Below are 24,183 nucleotides of genomic sequence, written 5' to 3'. Positions count from 1 at the left end.
CCATGACGCAGCACACCTTGCAGGCTGACTTCATCGTGGCGGGCGCCACGCTTATCGACGGCACTGGCGGCGCCGCCCGCCAGGCCGACCTGGCGGTGCTGGGCGATCGCATCGTGGCCGTGGGCAGTTTCGCCCACCCCGCGGGCGTGCCCGTCATCGACGGCCGGGGCCAGGTGCTGGCGCCGGGCTTCATCGATTCCCACACCCACGATGACGGCTACCTGCTGGCGCATCCCGAGATGCTGCCCAAGGTGTCGCAAGGCATCACCACCGTGGTCACGGGCAACTGCGGCATCAGCCTCGCTCCGCTGGAGCGCGACAGCATTCCGCAGCCCCTGGACCTGTTGGGCCCGCCCGACCTGTTTCGCTTCGGCACCTTTCGCGCGTGGCTGGATGCCTTGCGCGACACGTCGGCCGCCGTGAACGTCATTGCGCTGGTCGGCCACACCACCTTGCGCGTCGCCGTCATGGACGACACCGCGCGCGCCGCCAACGAGGCGGAACGCGCGGCCATGCGTGAGCTGCTGCAAGAAGCGCTGGACGCGGGCGCGTTCGGCGTGTCGACCGGCACGTTCTACCCGCCCGCCAGCGCCGCGCCCACCGATGAAATCATCGACGTGTGCCAGCCGCTCAAGCCCGCCAACGGCGCGGGCCGGCGCGGCCTGTATGCGACGCACCTGCGTGACGAAGCCGACCACATCGTGCCGGCGATGGAAGAGGCGCTGTTGATCGGCCGGGAACTGGATTGCCGCGTGGTGTTCTCGCATCACAAGCTGGCCGGCGAACGCAACCACGGCCGCACGCGCGAGACGCTGGATCTGATCAGCCGCGCCGCCGCCACGCAGCCCGTCTGCCTGGACTGCCATCCCTACCCGGCCACCTCGACGATGCTGCGGCTGGACCGCGCACGCCTGGCCAGCCGCACGATGATTACCTGGTCCAAAGGCTACCCCGAAGCTACCGGCCGCGATTTCGACGAGGTGATGCAGGAGCTCGGGCTGGACGACGAAGCCGCCATCGCGCGGCTGGCCCCCGCCGGCGCCATCTACTTCCTAATGGACCCGGCCGACGTCAACCGCATCTTCGCGCACCCATTGACGATGGTGGGCTCGGACGGCCTGCCCTTCGATCCGCATCCGCACCCGCGCCAATGGGGCACCTTCACCAACGTGCTGCGCACGATGGTGCGCGAACAACAACTGCTGTCGCTGGAGGCGGCCATCCACAAGATGACCGGTCTGGCGGCTGACCAATACGGCATCGCCGAACGCGGACTGCTGCGCGAGGGGTATCATGCTGACCTGGTGCTGTTCGATCCTGCCACGGTAACGGATGTGGCCACTTTTTCAGCTCCCGTTCAGGCAAGCCGAGGCATCCACGCGGTGTGGGTCAACGGCCAGCAGGTCTGGGATGGGGAACGAACCGGCACGCAACGCCCGGGCCGGGTTTTGGCGCCCGGTGATGCATTAGCTCGGAGTCTATAAAGTGAAGACGTTTTCCCAGGGCTGCTACCTGGGTGTATTGGGCGGTATGGGTCCCATGGCCGGCGCGGCCTTTGCCCTACGCCTGGCGGCGCTGACGCCCGCCGCGATTGACCAGCAACACATCCCCACGCTGCTGCGCAACGATCCCCGCATTCCCGACCGGTCCAGCGCCTATATGGCCGGCGGCGAAAGCCCCCTGCCCCATATGGTTCAAGGCGTGCGCTTCCTGGAACAGGCCGGCGCGCAGTTGATCGCCATCCCGTGCAACACGGCGCACCTCTGGTATCACGACATCGCGGCCGCCACCAGCGTGCCCGTGCTGCACATCATTCAGGCCGTGATCGACGACCTGCGCCGGCTAGGCCTGCCCAAGGGGCGTATCGGCCTGATGGGCACGGCCGCAACGCTCAAGCTCGGCCTCTACCAAAAGCACCTGTTGGCGCAAGGCTACGAGTGCATCGTGCCCGATGACGACGAAGTCGAACGCTATTGCATGGGGTCGATCCGCGCCGTCAAGGGCAACCGGCTGGAAGAAGCTTTCGCGCCCGCCGCGGAATGCATCAGCCGCCTGAAGGCGCGAGGCGCCGATGCGGTGGTGCTGGGTTGCACCGAACTGCCGCTGGCCGTGCCGCACGCGTTGCGCGCCAGCCTGGGCGTCACGCTGACCGACTCCATCGACGCGTTGGCGCGTGCCGCCATCGCACACTACGAAGCCGATCTGGCCAAGCAACTGATCGCAGCGTGAATGCGACGCGGGCTTGCCGGTCTCGACCGGCTTGCTCGCGAGTCCGCTGCTTCCGCGCATAAAAAAAAGCGCATCTTTCGATGCGCCCGAATTTCCCTTCGCGGGGAATGTGTCAACGTGATTGTTATCCGCCCAGGTAAGCCTTGCGGACTTGATCGTTGACCAGCAAATTGGCGCCCGTGTCCTGCAACACGACGCGGCCGTTTTCCAGCACGTAGCCCCGATCCGCCACGCCCAAGGCCTTGTTGGCGTTCTGCTCGACCAGGAACACCGTCACGCCCTGCTCGCGGATTTCGCGGATGATGTCGAAAATCTGCGCGATCACCAGCGGCGCCAGGCCCAGCGTAGGTTCGTCCAGCAGCAACAGGCGCGGACGCGTCATCAAGGCGCGGCCGATGGCCAGCATCTGCTGTTCGCCGCCCGACATCAGGCCCGCGCGCTGCGCCGAACGCTCTTTCAAGCGCGGAAACAGGCCGTAGACGTGATCGATGCCTTCGTCGATTTCCGAACGCTTCGAAAAGAAGCCGCCCATCATCAGGTTTTCAGCAACGGTCAGGTCCTTGAACACGCGCCGGCCTTCAGGCGATATGGCGATGCCATTGCGCATGATGTGGTGCGTGTCCTTGTGGGTGATGTCCTCGCCTTCGAAGCTGATCTTGCCTTCGCGCGCGCGCGGGTTGCCGCAGACCGTCATCAAGAGCGTCGTCTTGCCTGCGCCGTTGGCGCCGATCAAGGTGACGATTTCGCCTTTGTTGACCTCGACCGACACGCCATTCAACGCCTGGATGGCCCCGTAAAAGGTGTGTATGTTTTCCAGCTTAAGCATCATTCCTCCCCCAGGTACGCTTTGATGACGCGCTCGTCGTTGCGCACCTGCTCGGGGGTGCCGGTGGTGATCGGCTTGCCGTGTTCCATGACCAGGATCCGGTCCGAGATACCCATGATCAAACTCATGTCGTGCTCGATCAGCAATACCGCGACGCCGAACTCGCGCCGCAACTGGTCGATCAGCGATTGCAAATCGCGCTTTTCCTGCGGGTTTAGACCCGCTGCCGGTTCGTCCAGCATCAACAGGCGCGGCTTGGTGATCATGCAGCGCGCGATCTCAAGCCGGCGCTGGTGGCCATAAGCCAGGTTGCCCGCCTCGCGGTTGGCGAATTCGCGCAGCCCCATGAAGTCCAGCCATTGGGCCGCGCGCGACAGCGCTTCGGTTTCCGATTGGCGATAGCCCTTGAGCTTGAGCAAGCCCGGCAGCAGCCGCGATTCCACTTGCGTGTGCTGCGCGACCAGCAAGTTTTCCAGCACGGTCAGCTGCTTGAACAGCCGCACGTTCTGGAACGTGCGCACCAGCCCATGGCGCGCCACCTTGTGGCTGGGCAGACCGGTGATCGGCTTGCCGTCCATGATGATGTCGCCCGCCGTCGGCGCATAAAAGCCGCCCACGCAGTTGAACACCGTGGTCTTGCCTGCCCCGTTGGGGCCGATGATGGCGAACACCTCGTCGGATTTGACTTCGAACCCCACGCTGTCCACGGCCAACAGGCCGCCGAACCGCATGGTGAGCCCGGATACTTTCAGCAATGCCTCGCTCATTTAGACAGCTCCACGTGGGGACGCTTCATGGGCAACAACCCCTGCGGACGCCACATCATCATCAACACCATCACCAAGCCGAACATCAGCATCCGGTACTCGGCGAACTCGCGCGCCAGTTCGGGCAGCACGGTCAGCAGGATAGCCGCCAGGATCACGCCCACCTGCGAGCCCATGCCGCCCAGCACCACGATGGCCAGGATCAGTGCGGATTCGATGAAGGTGAAGGACTCGGGGTTCACCATGCCCTGGCGCGCCGCGAAGAACGCGCCGCCAAAGCCGGCGAAGGTCGCACCCAGCGTGAACGCCGACAGCTTGATGCGCGTGGGGTTGAGCCCCAGCGAGCGGCACGCGATTTCATCTTCGCGCAGCGCTTCCCAGGCGCGTCCGACCGGCATACGGATCAGGCGCGTGGAGACGAACAGCGTTATCAGCGCCAGCAACAAGGCCATCATGTACAGATAGATGACCATGTCCTGGTTCTGGAACGTCAGCCCGAAGAACTCGTGGAACGTGGTGCCGCCTTCGGTGCTGGCGCGACGCGTCATCTCCAGGCCGAACACCGTGGGCTTGGGGATGCCGGAAATGCCGTCCGGGCCGCCCGTCAGCGTATTCAGGTTGATCAGCAGCAACCGGATCATTTCACCGAAGCCCAGCGTCACGATGGCCAGGTAATCGCCACGCAGCCGCAACACGGGAAAGCCCAGCACGAAACCGAACAAGGCCGCCATCGCGCCCGAGAACGGCAGCGCCTCCCAGAAACTCCAGCCGCCCCAGTGATACAGCAAGGCATAGGTGTAGGCGCCCACGGCGTAAAAGCCGACGAAGCCCAGATCCAGCAGGCCCGCGAAACCGACCACGATGTTCAGGCCCAGGCCCAGCATCACGTAGATCAGCACCAGCGTGGCGATGTCGACCGAGCTGCGCCCCGCGAAGAATGGCCAGACGACGGCAATTGCCAACAGCAGCAATGCCAGCCCCTTGTGGCTTTTGGCGGGCGCCGACGGCAAGGTCGGCAGACTGGTCTTGAGTTTCTTGAACGGGATCGCGATCCACGGGCGCAACATCTGGAACAGGAACACCACGCCAGCGGCCAGCGCCACCAGCCCCCAGTGCGATTCCATCGACGTGCGCGCGCCCTGACGGATCAGCTGCAAGCCAAAGACCGGCGTCACGATGACCGCCGTCAGCACGGCAGCCATGGTGGCGTTTTTGATATTGTTTTTCGACATCAGACTTTTTCCACCTCAGGTTTGCCCAGCAGCCCGGTGGGACGGAACAGCAGAATCAGGACCAGCAGCGAGAACGCCACGATGTCCTTGTACTGTGACGAGATATACGCGGCCGCGAAGGTCTCGGCCAAGCCCAGCAACACGCCGCCCAGCATCGCGCCGGGAATGCTGCCGATGCCACCCAGCACCGCCGCCGTGAAGGCCTTGATGCCGGCCAGGAAGCCGATGAAGGGATTGAGCTTGCCGATGGTGATGGCGATCAGCACGCCGCCCACCGCCGCCAGGATCGCGCCCATCACGAACGTGAAAGAGATCACGCGGTTGGTGTCGATGCCCAACAGGTTAGCCATGTGCATGTCCTGCGAGCAGGCGCGCGAGGCGCGGCCCATGCGGGAATACTTGATGAAGAGAGTCAGGCCGATCATCAGCACCACGGTCACGACGATGATCATGATGCGCGAATACGGCACCGTCACGTCGAAGTCGGTTCCCATGTGGAACTGCACCGCGCCCGATACCAGTGAAGGCACGGCCATATCGCGCGCGCCCTGGCCCAGGGCCACCCAGTTCTGCAGGAAGATCGACATACCGATGGCCGAGATCAGCGCCACCAGCCGGGGGCTGCCTCGAACGGGCCGGTACGCCACGCGTTCGACGGAAAAGCCGTAGATGCCGGTCACGGTAATGGCGACGAGCAGCATGGCAGCGATGATGAACGGGACCGGCAAGCCGCTATTGGTGCCGATGGACGTCAAGGTGACCAGGCCGACATAGGCGCCGATCATATAGATTTCGCCGTGGGCGAAGTTGATCATACCGATGATGCCGTAGACCATTGTGTAGCCAATGGCAATCAACGCGTAGATCGCGCCCAGCGACAATCCGTTGAAGAATTGCTGGGTAAGTTGGGGTATGAGGTCAGACATTATTCTCTTGCTCCAAATGGTTCCGGCCCCGGTGAGAAGACCCGGAGCCGGAAACCTGGGCGTATTTCATAAGGGCCTGTCGTCACCGCCTGCCGGCCGCACAGCGCTTTTGGCGCATCGCTACGCGGATTACGGCACAACGAAGACAACAGGCCCTGCACGCCGGCACCGTGCCGGCGGGATCGCGAGTTTACAGCTGGGTCTTCTTTCCGTCCTTGTCCCACTTGTAGACGGCGAATTCGAAGTTCTTCAAATCGCCCTTGGCGTCGTATTCGACCTTGCCGATGCCGGTGTTGAACGTGGTCTTGTGCATGTAGTCGGCGACCTTGGCGGGATCTTCGCCCACAGCGTTGATGCTGTCGGCCAGGATCTGCACGGCAGCGTAGGCAGGCATCTGGAAGGCGCCGTCCGGATCGCGCTTGGCGTCCTTGAAGGCCTTCACGATGCTTTCGTTGCCCGGCAGCTTGGTGAAGTCGGCCGGCAGCGTGACCAGCAGCCCGTCGATGGCCGGGCCGGCGATGGCAACCAGATCCTGGTTGGCCGTGCCTTCCGGACCCATGAACTGCACCTTCAGGCCTTGCTCACGCGACTGGCGCAGCAGCAGGCCCAATTCGGGGTGGTAGCCGCCGAAGTAAACCAGGTCCACGCCTGCCGACTTCAGCTTGGTGATGATGGCCGAGTAATCGCTGTCGCCAACGTTGATGCCTTCGAACAGCGCCACGTTGACGTTCTGCTTGGCCAGCGCGTCCTTGACTTGCGTGGCCACGCCGGAACCGTAGGTCTGCTTGTCGTGCAGCACGGCGACCTTCTGCGGCTTGAGCGTCTTGGCGATGTACGCGGCGGCGTACGGGCCTTGCTGGTCGTCGCGGCCGATCGTGCGGAAGAAGAAATGCGGCTTGATGGTGTCGGTGACCAGCGGCGAGGTGGCGCCCGGGGTGATGCCGACAATGCCCTCTTCCTCGTACACCTTCACGGCGGCGACCGTCACGCCCGAGCAGGCATGGGCCACGGCGAACTTGGCGCCGGAGTTGACCACGCGGTTGGCGGCCGGCACGGCCTGCTTGGGTTCGCAGCCGTCATCGATCAGGATGGGTTCGAGCTTCTTGCCCTTGACCCCGCCCTTGGCGTTGATGGTTTCGATAGCGGTCAGGGCGCCGGCCTGGATCTGGTCACCGTATTGGGTGTTGGGGCCGGTCATAGGCTGGGGAATGCCAATCTTGATCGTGTCGGCGGCGTGTGCGGCGCCAGCCAAGGCAAGTGCCCCAAGCGCCATGGCAACCGGGGTAAGGCGATTCATAAACTTCATGCGGAGTTCTCCAGCGAGGTTTTGAGCGGCTCTGATCGAAACGGATTGACGGGTGGGTTCCCCGTAATCCGCGTCGCGCGTCGCCGGCTTCTTGGGCAAAAACACGGTGTGGGCGGTATTCTGGAAGCAAGCCGCCATACTGTCACTGCGTGTAATCCCCAATATTTAATCGCAAGCCTTTAATCGTGACGCATCCGCTGCGCAAGCGCATGAATTCACTGGAGAAATCGCGAATATTCTTTATTTGATAACTGGCGTGCGACGCAAAGTTGTGCTTGCCGGGGTATATGAAAAATCATTAATACGGCGTTCGAATGCCTCGGAATATGCATTTAAATACAGTGCTTACGCCGGACTTACGATTAATGATTATCGAGTTAATAGAAAAGCGCGTATGCAGACAGTTTCAACCGTCGCCATACGCGCTTTTTTTGCGGGCCCAAAGCCCCGCAGCAGTCAGACCATCAGACGTTGGCAGGCCGGGCCAGATTCCACATCAACGCCCGGAACGGCGCCAACATGCTGATGTTGACCACCAGCTTGATCGCCAGGTCGCCCAGCAACCAGGTTGTCCAGGGCGCGCCCGTGGCGGCAAACGCCACACTGAAGAACACCACCGTGTCCAGGATGGCGCCCAGCACCCCGGACACCAACGGCGCCCGCCACCAGCGCTGATCGCGCAAGCGGTCAAAGACCTGGATGTCGACCATCTGCGCGCAAAGGTAGGCCAGGCCCGAGGCCAGCGCGATGCGCGGCGAGGCCACCCAGACCGACACGATGAGCGCCGCCGCGAAACCGAACCAGACCACGCGACGCGCGGCGGTGGGGCCGAAGCGCCGGTTCAGCACGTCGGTCACCAGGAAGGCGATGGGATAGGACAGGCCGCCCCACGTCAGCCAATCGTTCAGCGGCACCTGCACCAGAATATTGGAGCCCACCACCACCAACAGCATGCACAGTACGGAAATACCGAACTGCATGCGGCTCATGACGGGAAAGCCCCGACTTGCCTGGTTCATTTCCCGAATTCCTCTGCCAGCTCGCGCGAGCGGCGCGCCGCGGCGGCCATCGCGTCCTGCACGATGCCGCTGAAGCCAGCGGCATCGAAGGCCGCCAGCGCCGCCGCCGTGGTGCCGCCCTTGGACGTGACCCGTTCGCGCAGCACCGACAAGGGTTCGTCCGATTCCGCCGCAAGCTTGGTGGCGCCGGCCAGCGTACCCAGCGCCAACTGCTTGGCCTGGTCTTCGGTCAACCCTACCTTCAAGCCGCCCGCGACCAACGCTTCCAGGAACAGGAAGACATAAGCCGGCCCGCTGCCGGACAGCGCGGTGACGCCATCGAGCGCGGCATCATCGGCTACCCAGACCACCTGCCCCACGCTGGACAGCAATTGCGCGGCCAGTTCGCGGTCGGCCTGGCCGACGCCATCCAGGGCCGCCAGACCCGTGATGCCCGCGCCCACCAGGGCCGGCGTATTGGGCATGCAGCGCACCAGTCGATTGAACGGCGCGTTGGCAGATCCCAGCCACCCTGCCAGCGTGTCGGCGCGTATTCCGGCAGCCACGCTTACCACCAAGGTGTCGTCCCGGAGCCACTGACGCGTAGAAGCCACAACATCTTTCATGTTCTGTGGCTTGACCGCGAACACCCAAACGCGGCACTGCGCCAGCGCCTCGTCAGGTGCGGCGGCAGTGGTCATGCCGCGCGCCTGCCAGGCGGCGTGACTATCCTTATTAATGTCAATGACATGGATGTTCTTGGCGGGGCATACTTTGCCAGCCAGACCAGAGGCCAAAGCGGCCGCCATATTGCCGCCACCAATGAACGCAATCGAAAGTTCGTTTTTCATAGCGGAGCATTGTAGTCGGTCAGCTCCCGTCGGGAAAAAAAGAAAAATGTTCGTTCGCGCCTGAAACGCGCAATTTGACAGGCGTTTGGAGTGATGTGAAAGTCACGGTTTTGTCACAAACAATTCATAAGGTGTCGTGTTTTCCGTGTCCGGACCACCCGGTCACAACACGCCCATCAGGAGCAACCTCATCATGCGATCACACCGTATTGCTTTAACTTTCGCCGCCGTCATGGCCGCGTTCGCGGGCGCGTCTGCGCATGCCGCCACCGAGATCCAGTTCTGGCACTCGATGGAAGGCGCCCTGGGCGACCGCGTCAACGGCCTGGTTGACGAGTTCAACAAGAAGAACCCTGACTACCAGGTCAAGGCGATCTACAAGGGCAACTACGGCGAATCCATGAACGCCGGCATCGCGGCCTTCCGTGCCGGCAATGCGCCTGACATCCTGCAAGTGTTCGAAGTCGGCACCGCCACCATGATGTACGCCAAGGGCGCCATCAAGCCGGTGCAGCAGATGTCGGAAGAAGTCGGCAACCCGATCGATCCGAAGGAATTCATCGGCGCCGTGGCTGGCTATTATTCGTCGGCCGAAGGCAAGCTGGTATCGATGCCCTTCAACAGCTCGACCGTGGTGTTCTACTACAACAAGGACGCCTTCAAGAAGGCCGGCCTGGACGCTGACAAGCCGCCGAAGACCTGGGAAGAACTGGCCGCCGCCGGCCAGAAACTGAAGGCAGCCGGCCAGGAATGTGGCTACACCACGTCGTGGCCGTCGTGGGTCCAGCTGGAAACGTTCTCGGCCTGGCACAACGTGCCGTACGCCACGAAGGACAACGGCTTCGGTGGCCTGGACGCCCGCATCGCGATCAACACCCCGCTGCACGTGCGCCATCTGGAAAACCTGGCCAAGTGGGGCAAGGAAGGCATCTTCATGTACGGCGGTCGCGGCGACGAGCCGAACTCGCTGTTCATCAGCGGCAAGTGCGCCATGATCACCGGTTCGTCCGGCCTGCGCGCCAACATCGCCAAGAACGCCAAGTTCGAATTCGGCACCTCCACCCTGCCTTACTACGCCGACGTGCAAGGCGCGCCGCAGAACACCATCATCGGCGGCGCTTCGCTGTGGGTCTTCGCCAACAAGAAGCCGGAAACCTACAAGGGCGTGACCGCGTTCTTCAAGTTCCTGGCCAGCCCGGAAATCGCCGCTCGCTGGCACCAGCAGACGGGCTATGTGCCGGTCACGAAGGCCGCCTACGAGCTGACCAAGAAAGACGGCTTCTATGACAAGAATCCGGGCACCGAAGTCGGCGTGAAGCAATTGAACGTCGAGACCACCGCGCAGTCGCGTGGCCTGCGCCTGGGCTTCCTGCCGCAGATCCGTGAAATCGAAGACGCTGAAATCGAACGCATCGTGTCCGGCAAGGTCGCGGCCAAGGATGGCGCCGAGAACATCGTCAAGCGCGGCAACGAGCTGCTGGAAAAGTTTGAGAAGAGTGTAAAGTAGCGCCCTTTCCGGGATTCCGTGTGGCCATTGCCTCGATGCATTTCCTATGCATGACAATGACTTAACGGCCAATCCGGATACGAGCGCAAGGCTTAAAGCCCTGGTTTTTTTAGGGCTTTAAGCCTATCGTATTTTTATGAAAGCGGTTTCAAGCGGCGGTTAATCCAACCGCCGCTTTTCTGTACCTTGGGTACCCCCTATGGAAAAACGCGTTGTATTCGGGCATAAGACCCTGCCCTATCTGCTGCTTCTGCCGCAGCTGATCATTACCGTGGTCTTCTTTTTCCTGCCCGCCGGACAAGCCATGTGGCAGTCCATGCGGTTGGAAGACGCCTTCGGTTTGTCCTCCGAGTTCGTCGGCTTGGACAACTTCATGGAACTGTTCTCGCAACAGGCCTACCTCGATTCCTTCCGCGTCACCGCCGTTTTCTCGGTACTGGTGGCTGTCGTGGGTCTGGGCGTGTCCTTGCTGCTGGCCGTCATGGCCGACCGCGTCATTCGCGGCGCAGGGCTGTACAAGACCCTTCTGATCTGGCCGTACGCCGTGGCGCCCGCCGTCGTCGGCGTGCTGTGGCTGTTCATGTTCTCGCCTTCCGTGGGCATCCTGGCTGTCGCGCTGCGCAAGTCCGGCGTGGACTGGAACCCGCGTCTGGATGGCAACCAGGCCATGATGCTGGTGCTGGTCGCCGCCGTCTGGAAGCAGATCTCGTACAACTTCCTGTTCTTCCTGGCCGGCCTGCAATCGATCCCGCGTTCGCTCATCGAAGCCGCCGCGATTGACGGGGCCAGCCCCGCCCGCCGCTTCTGGAGCATCGTGTTCCCGCTGCTGTCGCCCACCACGTTCTTCCTGCTGGTGGTCAACATCATCTATGCGTTCTTCGACACCTTTGCCGTGGTGGACACCACGACGCAAGGCGGTCCCGGCACGTCGACGTCGATCCTGGTCTACAAGGTCTACAGCGACGGCTTCCGTGGCCTGGACCTGGGCTCGTCCGCGGCCCAGTCGGTCGTCCTGATGTTCATTGTGGTTGCCTTGACGGTCGTACAGTTCCGCTACGTCGACCGCAAAGTGCAGTACTGATTTTGTTCGAGGCTAATAACAATGGTTGAACGCCGTCCCTGGCTGGATATTCTGGCCCACGTCATTCTGCTCTGCGGCGTGGCGATGGTGGCATTTCCGCTTTACGTCACTTTCGTCGCGTCGACCCAGACCGCGCAGGAAGTTGCACAAGCGCCGATGTCGCTGATTCCCGGTCCGCACTTTGTTGATAACTACATGCAGGCGCTGTTTGGCGGCTCGTCCGGCGGTTCGTCGGGCGCGCCCGTGGGCCGCATGATGTACGTCAGCCTGATCATGGCGCTGACGATTTCCATCGGCAAGATCGCGATCTCGCTGCTGTCGGCGTTCGCGGTCGTGTACTTCCGCTTCCCCGGCCGCATGTTCTTTTTCTGGATGATCTTCGTCACGCTGATGCTGCCCGTCGAAGTCCGGATCGCGCCGACCTACAAGGTCGTGGCCGACCTGGGCATGCTCAACAGCTACGCCGGCCTGACCTTGCCGCTGATCGCCTCGGCCACCGCCACGTTCCTGTTCCGCCAGTTCTTCCTGACGGTGCCGGACGAATTGATCGAAGCCGCGCGCATCGATGGCGCGGGCCCCGTGCGATTCTTCTTCGACGTGCTGCTGCCCTTGTCCAAGACCAGTATCGCCGCTCTGTTCGTGATCCAGTTCATCTACGGCTGGAACCAATACCTGTGGCCGCTGCTCGTCACCACGCAGGAAGACATGTACCCCGTCGTCATCGGCATCAAGCGGATGATCAGCGGCGGCGACAGCGTGACCGAATGGAACATCACCATGGCCACCGCCATGCTGGCCATGATTCCGCCGGCGCTCGTCGTCATCCTGATGCAGAAATGGTTCGTCAAGGGTCTGGTCGACACTGAAAAGTGACGCTTGCCCACCCGCGCCTACCCGAACACGACTCCGAACACGAATAAACATGGCTACTCTCAGCTTCCGTAACGTCAAGAAAACCTATGCCGGCAACGTGCCGGTCATCCATGGCATCGACATGGATGTCAAAGATGGCGAATTCATCGTCATCGTCGGCCCATCGGGCTGCGGTAAATCCACGCTGATGCGCATGGTCGCCGGCCTGGAAACCGTGACCAGCGGCGACATCGTGATCGACGACAAGGTCGTCAACACGCTGGAACCCGCCGAACGCGACATCGCGATGGTGTTCCAGAACTACGCGCTCTACCCGCACATGACCGTGTTCGAAAACATGGCCTATGGCTTGAAGATCCGCAAGTTCTCGAAGGAAGAGATCAAAAAGCGCGTCGACATCGCCGCGCAGATCCTGGAACTGGGCCATCTGCTGGACCGCCGCCCGCGCGCGCTGTCCGGCGGCCAGCGCCAACGCGTCGCCATGGGCCGCGCCATCGTGCGTGAACCCAAGGTGTTCCTGTTCGACGAACCGCTGTCGAACCTGGACGCCAAGCTGCGCGTGGCCATGCGCCTTGAAATCATGAAGCTGCATCGCCGCCTGGGCACGACCAGTCTGTACGTGACGCACGATCAGGTCGAAGCCATGACGCTGGCGCATCGCATGATCGTCATGTACCAGGGTGTGCCGGAGCAGATCGGCACCCCGATGGAAGTGTTCGAAAAGCCCGCCTCGACCTTCGTGGCCGGCTTTATCGGGTCGCCCCCGATGAACCTGATGGAAGTGCAAGTGGCGGGCGACGGCACCGTGCAGACCGCCGACGGCACGCCGCTGGAAATCTCGCCCTTGCAGGTGCCGTCGCAGGTGCGCGGCCGCAAGGTCATCATGGGCATGCGTCCTGAACACATGCTGCTGAACACGCAAGGCGTGCCGGCGGAAGTGGAAATGGTTGAAACGCTGGGTTCGGAACAGCTGGTCCATTGCCGTTGCGGCAAGAGCACGCTGGTCGTGCGGTGCACGACGCGCCAACTGTCCGAGTCGTCCGCCAAGGTGAGCGACCGCGTCAACGTCGGCCCGGACGGCCGTCACCCGCTGCACTGGTTCGAAGCCGACACCGGCCGCCGCGTACAAGGCCTGTAAGCCGCGCCAGGCAATAAAAAGGACCGCAAGCTTCACAGCTTGCGGTCCTTTTCTTTTGGCGTCAGCGGTTTGCGCGCCGCTTGGCCGTAACGCCATCGCGGGGAAGCGGACCGAAGCCCGCCGCCCTTCCCGGCTTACTTGTAGACGGTCTTGGAACCGTCCTTGTGCCAGGTGAACACGTCGAACTCGAAGTTGTTCAGATCACCCTGCTTGTTCCACGACACCTTGCCGATCGGCGTGTCGAAGGAATTGGCGTGCAGGTACTTGGCGACCTTGGTGGGATCTTCGCTGCCCGCGCCCTTGATGCCATCCGCGATGACCTGGGTGGCGGTGTACGCCGTCATCTGGAAAGCACCGCCAGCATTGCGCTTCTTCGCTTCGAAGGCCTTGACGATGTCGGCGTTGGCGGCGTTCTGGGTGAAGTCGGCCGGCAGGGTCAGCAGCATGCCTTCGACGGCATCGCCGGCAATGGCGTTGATGTCCGGGTTGCCCGCGCCTTCCGGACCCATCCACTTGGCCTTCACGCCTTGCTCGGCGGCCTGGCGCAGCAGCAGTCCCATTTCGGGGTGGTAGCCGCCGTAGTAGACGAAGTCCACGCCTTGGGCCTTGAGCTTGGTGATGACGGCGGAGTAGTCGCTGTCGCCGGCGTTGACGCCTTCGAAGATCGCGACGGGCACGCCGCCCTTTTCCAGGTCGTTCTTGACGGCGGTAGCGATGCCCTGGCCATACGACTGCTTGTCATGCAGCACGGCGGCCTTCTTGGGCTTGATCTTTTCCAGCACGAACTTCGCGGCGGCGGGGCCTTGCTGGTCATCGCGGCCGATGGTGCGGAAGATGAACTCGTAGTTCTTGCCGTCGGTCACGGCCGGGGCGGTCGCGGACGGCGTCACCATGACCACGCCTTCGTTGTTGTAGATGTCGGCAGCGGCGATGGTCGCGCCCGAGCACACATGGCCCACCACGAAACCGATCTTGCTGTTGACGACGCGGTTCGCCGCGACCGGGCCCTGCTTGGGTTCGCAGCCGTCGTCGATCACCACGGCTTCCAGCTTCTTGCCGTTGACGCCACCAGCGGCGTTGATGCGTTCAATGGCGGTATCCACGCCTTCACGGACCATGTCGCCATATTGGGTCACGGCGCCCGTCGTGGGGCCGACCACGCCGATCTTGATGGTTTGCGCGTGAGCTCCCGCGGCAAACGTCAGGCCAGCGGCGACTCCCAGCGCCGCGATGACCGGGGTCAGACGAAATACTGGCTTCATGTGTGGACTCCTTTAATCGCTTTTAATCATTGGTTTTCGTAGCGGGCGAACGCCGGATATCGATAAGGTCACGCCTCGGTACGGTGCTTTTGCTCGGCAAGCATACACCGAAAAAACACCGGTTTTGGCGGCTGTCCGGGCGCCATTCCGATGTGCGCCGCCCTACCCGATGAGGGCCGGGCTTTATACATGGCGCCGTATATGCAATAGACGATTTATTCGTTTGAGTTACAAGCCCCGCGCGGCATGATGGCCGCCATGAGACTCCAACCGATCATCGTCCCCGGATGGAAAAACTCCGGACCCGAGCACTGGCAATCCCGCTGGGCAAGCAGCTTGCCCCACGCCGTGCGTGTCGAACAACGCGACTGGGAAAATCCGTCCCCCTCGGAATGGATTTCAACCTTGGCCGCCCAGGTGGACCAGGCGCGCAGCCCGGTGCTGCTTATCGCGCACAGCCTGGGTTGCCTGATCAGCGCGTCCCTGCCCGTCCCTTTACGCGCCAAGGTCGCCGGCGCGCTGCTGGTAGCGCCCGCCGACGTTGAACGCCTGGACGCGCCCGCCTGCTTGCGCGCCTTCGCGCCCATCTCTCGCCAGTCCTTGCCCTTCCAGAGCGTCGTGGTCGCCAGCGACGACGACCCTTATTGCCGCCTGGAACGCGCCCGCGCCTTCGCGCAGGATTGGGGTAGCCGCGTTGTCGTCCTGTCAGGCGCCGGCCATATCAATGCCGACAGCGGGCTGGCCGACTGGCCCCAAGGGCTGAAGATCTTCGGCGCCTTGCGTCGCCGCGCATCGTGGCGGATACCAACGCCGGCCAAACGGATACCGCCGGTGCCGGCTTGCATGTCCTGAGCCCGCGTAGGAGACGTCCCCCCCACTGCACGACCATCCCTTTGAGAAATCAGAGGGAAATACGTCGCTTGCGGCACGCCCTGCCGCTAACTATTGCAATCCTTGCGAGTGCTTGCCGAATTGATGCCGCATTTTGCAATGAAAGAATTATTTTGATTTATCTTGGCGAAAACAAGTTACAAGCGCTTGATATGCTTCCCGCGACGTATGGGAGGCGGCGAATATGTGGGCCCGGTCCAGCTTGTATCACCAGTGCTCCGGGCGTTACACCCCGAAGGGTGAGCCATCAGTATCATCGGCATACAGTAAAATCATTCCGTTTAAATCAATTTGTTTCTGCTCCAGAGCGGTGCTTGTGGCCCGTCCGGTCGAAAGGAACGCAGCGAAATCCCTGCGTTCGGCCCTGGAACGTAAAAAATTAAGTAATGACGACAAACAGCAGGTTCGTGGCGCACCGGCAGCAGCGCCAATGCAGGGTCCAACGCATGATGGGGGCCATTTTCGCAATGGCGGCACAAGGCAGAAGCAGCAGCTCGGGCCACTTCGGCCCAGCGTGAAATCGACGTCCGGGCCCATGCCCGACTCATCGCGCCTCGCGGCTGCCGCTCTTTGCCGAGCGTCAACTGCCACTCCCCCTCTTGCGGCATGACCGCATTCTTGAATTCCAGGTCCCCTTAGACCGGATCAGAAGGACACTGCATGGCTAAGCGCGTCGCTGTTATCGGGCATTCGTTCCGGTTCCCCAGCACCACCACGGAAAACTATTGGTCAGACTTGCTGGCAGGCCGCGATCTGGTTACAGACGTTGCGGCCGACCGCTGGACCCGCGCGGCCTATGAGCACCCTGGCAAGGACCACCCCGGGACAACCTACACCTTCGCCGCGGGCTCGATTGGCGATGTCGCCGGCTTCGACGCCGGCTTCTTTGGCATTTCTCCGCGCGAGGCCGCTCTCATGGACCCGCAACAACGCCTGCTCCTGGAGATGAGCTGGGAAGCCATCGAACAGGCAGGGGTGCGGGCATCCACACTGCGTGGCACCAATTGCGGCGTCTATATCGGTATTGCCAGCACGGACTACGCGTATCGCTTGGCCGAAGACCTTGGCGCCATCGACGCGTCCACCGCCACGGGCAACACCGCGAGCATCGCCGCCAACCGGCTCTCTTACTTTTTCGATCTGCGCGGGCCCAGCATTGCCATGGACACTGCGTGCTCATCGTCCTTGGTGGCGTTTCACCAGGCGTGCCGCGCGATCATTTCCGGTGAATGCGATCAGGCGCTTGCGGGCGGCGTCAGCCTGCACCTGCATCCATATGGCTTCATCACGTTCGCAAAAGCATCGATGCTGTCGCCGCGTGGACGTTGCAACGTATTCGATGCATCCGGCGACGGCTACGTCCGCTCCGAGGGTGGGGGCATCTTCCTGCTCAAAGACTACGACCAAGCGCTGGCCGATAACGACAACATCCTGGCGGTCGTCGCCGGGTCCGCCGTCAACACCGATGGCCGCAAGTCCGGCCTTACCGTGCCCAGCGCCGACGCGCAGGCCACGCTGATGCGGCAGGCTTACGAGCAGGCGGGCATCTCGCCGTCCGAGATCGACTACCTGGAAGCGCACGGCACGGGCACCGCCGTGGGAGACCCCATCGAAACCCGCGCCATCGGCGCTGCGCTTGCGCAGCAACGCGACAAGGACGCACCCTTGCCCATTGGGTCCGTTAAGAGCAACCTTGGCCACCTGGAAGCCGCCTCCGGCGTCGCCGGCCTGATCAAGGCCATGTACGTGCTGCGCCACCGTGTCGTGCCCGCCACCATCGGCATCAAGACGCTCAACCCGAAAATCGACGTTCAAGACTGGAACCTCGATGTCGTCACCCAGAACCGCAAGCTGCGCCCGACTGGCAAGCTTGTGGTGGGCGTGAACTCTTTCGGTTTCGGTGGCGCCAACGCTCACGTCATTCTCGAAAGCGCGCCAGCCCGCAGCCCCGCCGCCGAGCGCAAGATGGCCAAGACGGCGCCCATACCGGTGATTGTCTCGGGCAAATCGGCGCAGGCGTTGCAGGCAGCCGCGCAGCAAATGGCCGACGCGCTGCGTGGCCAGCCCGCCCGCTTTCTGTACAACGCCGCCTATCACGCCGCCATGCGCCGCGATTGGCACGGTGAACGCGCCGTGGTGTTCGGCACGCAGTGCGATGCCGTGGCCGACCAACTCCAGCGCTTCGCCGAAGACGCGGGTTCCCACCACGGCGTCGTGGTCGGAACCGCGCTGGGCAAGGGCCGTGGCCCCGTGATGGTGTATTCGGGCAATGGATCGCAATGGGCAGGCATGGGCCGCCGCTTGCTGGGCGATCCCGTCTTCGCATCCGCCATCGACGAAGTCGACGCTCATTTTTCTCAGTACGCAGACTTTTCGCTGCGCAAGGAATTGGCCGGCGAAAACGGCGACGAGCGCTACTCCCTTACAGAAATCGCCCAGCCAGCGCTGTTTGCGCTGCAAGTTGGCATCACGCGCATGCTGTCGCAACGCGGCGTCGTACCCACCGCCGTCATCGGCCACAGCGTGGGCGAAGTCGCGGCCGCCTGGGCCTGCGGAGCACTCAGCCTGCCCGATGCGGTCTGCGTCATCTATCACCGCAGCCGCATGCAAGGCCAGACCAAAGGCCAGGGTCGCATGAGCGCCCTTGGCATCAGCGGCGAAGAAGCGCAGGCGCTGATCGCCATGCATAACCTGACCGATCAACTTTGCGTGGCCGGCTTCAACAGCAGCCGTGGTTCGACAGTGGCGGGCTCGCCGCAAGGCCTGGACACCCTCGAAGGCTTGCTGGCCCAGGAAGCCCTGTTCTTCCGCCGCCTGGACCTGGATTACGCCTTTCATAGTTCCGCGATGGACCCCATCGAAGCTGGCATACGCGATGCGCTTGCGCGGATTCAGCCTCGTGCGAGCGAGATCCCCTTCTATTCGACGGTCACGGGCACGCAACTGGACGGCGCGCAGCTGGACGCTGGCTACTGGTGGCGCAACGTGCGCGAGCCGGTCGGTTTCGAACAGGCTGCCACTGAGCTCGTTTCGTCTGGGAACAACGTCTACGTCGAAGTCGGTCCGCATCCGGTGCTGCGTTCCTATCTGAACGACACGTTCAAATCCGCCAACATCCAAGGCCGCGCCCTGAGCACCTGCGCGCGCGGCGGCGACGACCCCGAAAAGGTCTGGACGGCCGCCGGGCAAGTGATTGTCAGCGGCGGGCAGATCGACCTGCAATCGCTGTTTCCTTGGGAAGGCTCGACCGTTGAATTGCCCGCCTACCCGTGGCAGCGCGAGCGCCATTGGCATGGCACGACGCCCGAATCCTTGGGACTGCTGTCCCGACGCAGCGCGCATCCGTTGCTGGGCTATCCGCTGCAACAGCACGAGAACACTTGGGAAAGCCAGCTGGATACCCAATTGCATCCCGCGCTGGCTGACCACGTCGTCGGTGACGCCGTCGTCTTCCCAGGCACGGGTTTTGCCGAAATGGCATTGGCGGCCGCGCTGAATTGGCAGACCGGAGAGTGCGCCGAACTCGAAGAACTCGAAATCCACGCCCCGCTGCTGGTCAACGCGTCTCCGACCAAGCTGACGCGAGTGCTGCTGGATGACGCCGACGGACGCTTTCGCATCACTGCCAAGGACATCAACAGTTCGGAACCCTGGGTCAAGCATGCCAGCGGCCGAATATTGCGCGAGCCCGGCATGGCGCGCCTCAAGTCAGCGCCATTGAGCCTTCCCAGCCGCCTTCCCGACTTCACGGCTGAGACGCACAACGCGCTGACCCGCGCGGTCGGCCTGGATTACGGACCCGCGTTCCAAGCGGTGTCGCATGGATGGCAAGAGTCCGACACAAGCGTCCTGGCCGTGCTGCAAGTCCACGACAGCCTGCAAACCGAACTCGGCCAGACGCACCTGCATCCGGCGCTGCTGGACTGCGCCTTCCAGTTGATCATCCAACTGCTGCGCAACGATCCGGCCATGGGCCAGGGCATTGCATTTGTGCCGTCCAAGATCGGGCGTTTAAGCCTGCGGGCCAACGCCGGACAACCCGCCGCGGCCCGGGTTCGCCTGAAGCGTCGCGCGCCGCACTCGCTGACTGCCAGCTTCGAACTGTTCAACGCCGAAGGCGTGCAGATTGCCGCCGTCGAACAAGCACGCTTTCGCAGCATCCGGCTGCGAAAGCGTGCCGCCGACAACCTCAGCTTCCTGGACTCCATCGCCACGCCGCGTCCGCACGCGCCCTTTGGTCCCAACCCGCTCGACGCGGATGCGTTGCGCGGCGCGCTGGCTGCGGCCATCGCCGACGGTATCGACAGCGGTTCGCACGATCGCTACGCGCAGGAAGTGGACCCGTTGCTCGAAAGCCTTTGCGATGGCTTCTCGCTGGAGGCCTTGCGCCAGCTTGCCCCCGATGGCGTGCTGTTGCCGCAGCCAGAGATTGCGCAACTGCGCCGGCAGACGCCGGAGACCGCGCTGCTGCTGGACCGAGCAATCTCGCGATTGACCGCCGCAGGCTACGTGCAGGCAAGCGACGCCGGCGTCTGCCTGCCCGTTGCAGAGGACCACGAGACCGGCGTGGCAGATATCTGGAACACCCTTCTGCGTGAATACCCGGATTACGCCCAGATCGTTCACGCCGTGGGCCGGGTTGGCCTGCACCTGCCCGCCTTGTTCCGTGGTGCCGCCTCGCTGGACGAGGTCTGCCCACGCGCCAGCACGCCCGCCAGCATCCTGCGCAGCGCGCTTGGCGCGGCCAGTGGCCAGCGCCTGGGTTCAGCCCTGGGCGCGGCGCTTGCACAAGCCCAATCGCGCCGGCTGGACGGTCAACGACTGGCCGTCATAGAAGTGGGCCAGGCCGCGCCGCTGTTCGCATCCAGTTGCTGCGAAGCCCTGGACTTCAATGTGGCCGACTACTGCTACGCGTCCAGCAACCCCGACGCGCTCGAGCAGGTCGCTCATCAGCAAGCGGAACGTTATCCGAACGCGCACACCGCATTCATCGGCGACGGCGGCATGGCCGCCACGGCGCGTTGCGACCTCGCCATCTTCCACTGCGAGTTCGACACCCTCGAAACCGCGCGCGCCGCATTGCGCTACGCGCGCGCCAGCCTGCGTCCCGACGGTATCCTGGTTTTCTGCGGCGCCTACCCTGCCGCGTGGGGTGATTTCGTGTTCGGCGCGCGCCAGGACTGGTGGCAAACCAGCGAGAACGGCGATCAACTGTCCACCCAGCAGCCTACGGAATTCTGGGCCGACGAACTTGAAAGCCTGGGCCTGCGTTGCGACGCGCCTATGGCGTTCTCGGAATCGTTTGCGACCGGCGCCTACGTGCTGACCGCAGCCCTGGACAGCCAGGCAGACGCGACCCAACTTACAAACCGGGCCATCGATCCCGCTCATTGGCTGATCCTGGCCGACCAGAATCCCGATCATGGCGCAGGGCTTGCCCAGTCGTTGAACACGCAGTTGTGCGCGATGGGCCATCATGTCCGCGTCGCCTTCGACACCGCGCCCAGCGCGCTGAACGAATTTCTGCGCACGGGCGCCGCCAGCCCTGTCCAGCACATCGTGCATCTGAGCGGCCTGGCTTGGGCCGATGCCCGCGAAACGCCCGACGAGTTGTTGACAAAGCAAACGCGCCGCTGCGATCTGGCCGCCGCTATCGCCCGGGCATGCGAGCAGCACCAGACCAACGCGACCGTCTGGTTGATCACCGCCGATGCCGCTCAGTATCTGCTCGCTTCGCCCCAGCCGCAGACGTGCGCCCATACGCTGAACGATGCGGCGCTCTGGGGCTACGGCCGCACGCTGGCCAACGAGGCGTCCAACTTCCGCATCCGCATGGTCGACCTGCCTTTGGCTCGGGCCGGCCAATTGGCGTCAACGCTGGCAAGTGAATTGACGCGGCCCACCGACGACGAAGACGAGATCATTGTTGACGGCGCCGGGGCCCGCTATGCGCCTCGGCTGCGTCAGGCGCCACGACCTGCCGCCCAGGTCGACCCGGCCGACCCGGCCCAGGCATCGCAAGCCGTGCGCCTGGGTTTCGAATTCCCCGGCCAACTGCGCAACCTGCGCTGGGAAGCCTGCCCTGCCTCGGCCCCGGCGGATGACGAGCTTGAGGTCAGCATCCAAGCCACGGGCCTGAACTTCCGGGACGTGATGTACGCCTTGGGCCTGTTGTCCGACGAAGCCATCGAGAACGGCTTTGCCGGCGCCACGCTGGGCCTGGAGTTCTCGGGCACCGTCTCACGCGTGGGCGCTGATGTCGAGGGCTACGCCGTCGGTGACGCCGTCGTGGGCTTTGGCCCCGCCAGCTTCGGGGACCGCGTACTGACACGTCCCAACGCCATCTCCCACATTCCCGACGGCTTTTCCTTTGAAGCCGCCGCCACCATACCCAGCACCTTCTTCACGGTCTACTACGCGCTGCACCACCTGGCGCGCCTGGAAGAAGGCGAGAAAATCCTGATCCATGGCGCGGCAGGCGGGGTTGGCATTGCGGCCATCCAGTTTGCGCAGTCACTGGGCGCGGAGATCTACGCGACCGCCGGTTCCGACGAGAAGCGCGACTTGCTGCGGCTGTTGGGCGTGCGCCACATCTATGACTCGCGCTCTTTGTCCTACGCCGACGAGATCCTGGCCGATACGGACGGGAGCGGCGTCGACGTTGTGCTCAATTCGCTTGCAGGCGAAGCCATCAACCGCAACCTGCGCGTGCTCAAGCCGTTCGGCCGCTTCCTGGAACTGGGCAAGCGCGACTTTTACGAGAACACTCGCATCGGCCTGCGTCCGTTCCGCAACAACATCAGCTATTTCGGCATCGATGCCGACCAGCTGATGAACGAACGTCCTGACCTGACCCAACGCCTGTTCGGCCAGATGATGGCGCTGTTCCGCCAAGGCGTATTGCATCCGCTGCCCTACACTGCCTTCGATGCCAACGACATCGTCGATGCTTTCCGCTACATGCAGCAAGCGCGCCAGATCGGCAAGATCGTGGTCACTTACCGCAATGGCATCAGCGGCATACACACCCCTGCCGCGTCCGTAACGCCCAAGCTCGCGCTGACTGCAAACGGCACCTATCTGGTCACGGGCGGCCTGGGCGGCTTCGGCCTGCGCACCGCGCAGTGGCTTGTGGACAAGGGCGCGCGCAACCTGATCCTGATCAGCCGCAGCGGGCCCACCAACGATGCCGCCCAGGCTGCGCTGTCAACCTTTGCCAGCCAGGGGGTCCGGGTCTACGCCGCCGCGTGCGACGTGACGGATCGCGACGCGCTGGTCAGCCTGCTGCACGACGCGGCGGGCACGCTGCCGCCCTTGAAAGGCGTGGTGCACGCCGCCGTCGTGATCGACGATGGACTGGCACGCAGCACCAGTCCCGACCAGATCCGCCGCACCCTTGCCGCCAAGGTGCTGGGTGCCCTGCACCTGCACGAATTGACCCGGCAGCTGCCCTTGGACCTGTTCGTGCTTTATTCGTCGGCCACGACACTCTTTGGCAATCCTGGCCAAAGCAACTACGTCGCCGCCAATACCTGGTTGGAACGCTTTGCCGCCCAACGCCGCGCCGAAGGCCTGCCCGCGACCTGCGTGCGCTGGGGCGCAATCGACGACGTCGGCTTTCTGGCCCGCAATCAGAAAATCAAGGATGCGCTACAGGGCCGCATGGGCGGCGGCGCGCTCGCCTCGCGCGTCGCGCTGGACGCACTTGAAGACATGCTGGTCGCCGATGCCTCGGGGCTCGGCGTGCTTGAACTGGACTGGCGCGCCCTCAGCCGCTTCCTGCCCACCGCCGCGCTGCCGAAGTTCTCGAACATCGCGCGCCGCGCCGGCGGCACGGCCGACGAAGACGGAGGCGCCGAAGACATCGCTCACATGCTCGCCACCCTGGACGAGGCGACCCTGCATGAACGCTTCACCGACATGCTTAAAACCGAGATCGGTGAAATCCTTCGCGTATCGCCCGAGAAAATCGACGCCACCCGGTCCGTCTATGACATGGGCCTGGACTCATTGATGGGCGTCGAACTGGTGGTCGCGCTGGAAAATCGTTTTGGCATACGCCTGCCCGTGATGGCGCTCAACGAAAGCCCCACACCCGCCAAGCTGGCCGAGCGGCTGGCGCTGTTGTTGCGCGAGGAACATCACGAAGCCGGCGATGCGGTGGCCGCCAACGTCCAGCAGGTTGCCGCGAGCCATGCCGTTGACGTGGGTTCCGTTGCCGTCACCGCGCTGGTGGACGAGATCAAGATGAACGGCAGCCTGCCCATCCAACGCATGATCCAGTAGGTCAGAATTA

16 protein-coding genes are annotated in these 24,183 nt (G+C 63.3%); 8 read left to right on the top strand and 8 right to left on the bottom strand.

What is annotated here, in order from left to right:
- Window positions 1-2 precede the first annotated feature (2 nt).
- Window positions 3-1,484: an N-acyl-D-amino-acid deacylase family protein gene (locus API01S_RS05100; protein WP_061303435.1), complete on the top strand. Its 1,482-nt coding sequence runs from the start codon at window positions 3-5 to the stop codon at window positions 1,482-1,484.
- A 1-nt stretch (window position 1,485) separates the two neighbouring features.
- Window positions 1,486-2,229, top strand: coding sequence for a cysteate racemase (gene cuyB, locus API01S_RS05095; RefSeq protein WP_061303433.1), 744 nt, complete (start codon window positions 1,486-1,488; stop codon window positions 2,227-2,229).
- Window positions 2,230-2,353: 124 nt separating this feature from the next.
- On the opposite strand, the gene API01S_RS05090 is transcribed toward cuyB, so the two are convergent.
- From API01S_RS05090 to proC, 7 genes are all read right to left on the bottom strand, one after another.
- Window positions 2,354-3,055, bottom strand: a complete 702-nt coding sequence (locus API01S_RS05090; RefSeq protein ID WP_039883237.1) for an ABC transporter ATP-binding protein — start codon at window positions 3,053-3,055, stop codon at window positions 2,354-2,356.
- Window positions 3,055-3,822 (bottom strand): high-affinity branched-chain amino acid ABC transporter ATP-binding protein LivG, encoded by a 768-nt coding sequence (gene livG, locus API01S_RS05085; protein WP_006219629.1) that lies wholly within the window; start codon window positions 3,820-3,822, stop codon window positions 3,055-3,057. The genes API01S_RS05090 and livG overlap by 1 nt, the downstream gene beginning before the upstream one ends.
- On the bottom strand, window positions 3,819-5,054 hold the full coding sequence (locus API01S_RS05080; RefSeq protein WP_006219630.1) for a high-affinity branched-chain amino acid ABC transporter permease LivM: 1,236 nt from the start codon (window positions 5,052-5,054) through the stop codon (window positions 3,819-3,821). Before API01S_RS05080 ends, livG begins: the two co-directional genes overlap by 4 nt.
- Entirely contained in the window at window positions 5,054-5,980 is a 927-nt protein-coding gene (gene livH, locus API01S_RS05075) for a high-affinity branched-chain amino acid ABC transporter permease LivH (RefSeq protein ID WP_006219631.1), read from the bottom strand. The genes API01S_RS05080 and livH overlap by 1 nt, the downstream gene beginning before the upstream one ends.
- A 190-nt stretch (window positions 5,981-6,170) precedes the next feature.
- Window positions 6,171-7,286, bottom strand: coding sequence for a high-affinity branched-chain amino acid ABC transporter substrate-binding protein (locus tag API01S_RS05070; RefSeq protein WP_039883238.1), 1,116 nt, complete (start codon window positions 7,284-7,286; stop codon window positions 6,171-6,173).
- Between the two features lie 464 nt (window positions 7,287-7,750).
- On the bottom strand, window positions 7,751-8,305 hold the full coding sequence (locus API01S_RS05065) for a queuosine precursor transporter (protein ID WP_050728698.1): 555 nt from the start codon (window positions 8,303-8,305) through the stop codon (window positions 7,751-7,753).
- Window positions 8,302-9,135, bottom strand: coding sequence for a pyrroline-5-carboxylate reductase (gene proC, locus API01S_RS05060; RefSeq protein ID WP_061303431.1), 834 nt, complete (start codon window positions 9,133-9,135; stop codon window positions 8,302-8,304). The genes API01S_RS05065 and proC overlap by 4 nt, the downstream gene beginning before the upstream one ends.
- A gap of 193 nt (window positions 9,136-9,328) precedes the next feature.
- On the opposite strand from proC, the gene ugpB reads away from it, so the two are divergent.
- The 4 genes from ugpB to API01S_RS05040 all read left to right on the top strand — a co-directional run bounded on the left by ugpB (window position 9,329) and on the right by API01S_RS05040 (window position 13,734).
- Window positions 9,329-10,642, top strand: coding sequence for a sn-glycerol-3-phosphate ABC transporter substrate-binding protein UgpB (gene ugpB, locus API01S_RS05055; RefSeq protein WP_006219635.1), 1,314 nt, complete (start codon window positions 9,329-9,331; stop codon window positions 10,640-10,642).
- A 199-nt stretch (window positions 10,643-10,841) separates the two neighbouring features.
- Window positions 10,842-11,723 (top strand): sn-glycerol-3-phosphate ABC transporter permease UgpA, encoded by an 882-nt coding sequence (gene ugpA, locus API01S_RS05050; RefSeq protein ID WP_006219636.1) that lies wholly within the window; start codon window positions 10,842-10,844, stop codon window positions 11,721-11,723.
- Between the two features lie 21 nt (window positions 11,724-11,744).
- Window positions 11,745-12,596 (top strand): sn-glycerol-3-phosphate ABC transporter permease UgpE, encoded by an 852-nt coding sequence (gene ugpE, locus API01S_RS05045; RefSeq protein ID WP_050728696.1) that lies wholly within the window; start codon window positions 11,745-11,747, stop codon window positions 12,594-12,596.
- A 49-nt stretch (window positions 12,597-12,645) separates the two neighbouring features.
- Window positions 12,646-13,734, top strand: a complete 1,089-nt coding sequence (locus API01S_RS05040; protein WP_006219638.1) for a sn-glycerol-3-phosphate import ATP-binding protein UgpC — start codon at window positions 12,646-12,648, stop codon at window positions 13,732-13,734.
- Between the two features lie 134 nt (window positions 13,735-13,868).
- On the opposite strand, the gene API01S_RS05035 is transcribed toward API01S_RS05040, so the two are convergent.
- On the bottom strand, window positions 13,869-14,996 hold the full coding sequence (locus API01S_RS05035) for a branched-chain amino acid ABC transporter substrate-binding protein (RefSeq protein WP_061303428.1): 1,128 nt from the start codon (window positions 14,994-14,996) through the stop codon (window positions 13,869-13,871).
- A 258-nt stretch (window positions 14,997-15,254) separates the two neighbouring features.
- Here API01S_RS05035 and API01S_RS05030 point away from each other — a divergent pair, with 258 nt between their 5' ends.
- Window positions 15,255-15,848, top strand: coding sequence for an RBBP9/YdeN family alpha/beta hydrolase (locus API01S_RS05030; protein ID WP_061303879.1), 594 nt, complete (start codon window positions 15,255-15,257; stop codon window positions 15,846-15,848).
- A 699-nt stretch (window positions 15,849-16,547) separates the two neighbouring features.
- On the top strand, window positions 16,548-24,173 hold the full coding sequence (locus API01S_RS05025; RefSeq protein ID WP_061303427.1) for a type I polyketide synthase: 7,626 nt from the start codon (window positions 16,548-16,550) through the stop codon (window positions 24,171-24,173).
- The last annotated feature ends 10 nt before the right edge of the window (window positions 24,174-24,183 follow it).

Source organism: Achromobacter piechaudii NBRC 102461 (assembly GCF_001571245.1).
Lineage (GTDB): Bacteria > Pseudomonadota > Gammaproteobacteria > Burkholderiales > Burkholderiaceae_B > Achromobacter > Achromobacter piechaudii.
Note: the sequence above shows the minus strand (reverse complement) of the source record. Positions and strands in the feature narration are given on the sequence as shown.

Bases quoted from the DNA above. Each gene is read 5' to 3' on its own strand.
- ugpA (WP_006219636.1), top strand. From the start codon at position 10,842: ATGGAAAAACGCGTTGTATTCGGGCATAAGACCCTGCCCTATCTGCTG.
- livH (WP_006219631.1), bottom strand. From the start codon at position 5,980: ATGTCTGACCTCATACCCCAACTTACCCAGCAATTCTTCAACGGATTG.
- API01S_RS05035 (WP_061303428.1), bottom strand. From the start codon at position 14,996: ATGAAGCCAGTATTTCGTCTGACCCCGGTCATCGCGGCGCTGGGAGTC.
- API01S_RS05090 (WP_039883237.1), bottom strand. From the start codon at position 3,055: ATGCTTAAGCTGGAAAACATACACACCTTTTACGGGGCCATCCAGGCG.
- API01S_RS05030 (WP_061303879.1), top strand. From the start codon at position 15,255: ATGAGACTCCAACCGATCATCGTCCCCGGATGGAAAAACTCCGGACCC.
- livG (WP_006219629.1), bottom strand. From the start codon at position 3,822: ATGAGCGAGGCATTGCTGAAAGTATCCGGGCTCACCATGCGGTTCGGC.
- API01S_RS05040 (WP_006219638.1), top strand. From the start codon at position 12,646: ATGGCTACTCTCAGCTTCCGTAACGTCAAGAAAACCTATGCCGGCAAC.
- API01S_RS05025 (WP_061303427.1), top strand. From the start codon at position 16,548: ATGGCTAAGCGCGTCGCTGTTATCGGGCATTCGTTCCGGTTCCCCAGC.
- API01S_RS05080 (WP_006219630.1), bottom strand. From the start codon at position 5,054: ATGTCGAAAAACAATATCAAAAACGCCACCATGGCTGCCGTGCTGACG.
- API01S_RS05100 (WP_061303435.1), top strand. From the start codon at position 3: ATGACGCAGCACACCTTGCAGGCTGACTTCATCGTGGCGGGCGCCACG.
- API01S_RS05070 (WP_039883238.1), bottom strand. From the start codon at position 7,286: ATGAAGTTTATGAATCGCCTTACCCCGGTTGCCATGGCGCTTGGGGCA.
- ugpB (WP_006219635.1), top strand. From the start codon at position 9,329: ATGCGATCACACCGTATTGCTTTAACTTTCGCCGCCGTCATGGCCGCG.
- API01S_RS05065 (WP_050728698.1), bottom strand. From the start codon at position 8,305: ATGAACCAGGCAAGTCGGGGCTTTCCCGTCATGAGCCGCATGCAGTTC.
- ugpE (WP_050728696.1), top strand. From the start codon at position 11,745: ATGGTTGAACGCCGTCCCTGGCTGGATATTCTGGCCCACGTCATTCTG.
- proC (WP_061303431.1), bottom strand. From the start codon at position 9,135: ATGAAAAACGAACTTTCGATTGCGTTCATTGGTGGCGGCAATATGGCG.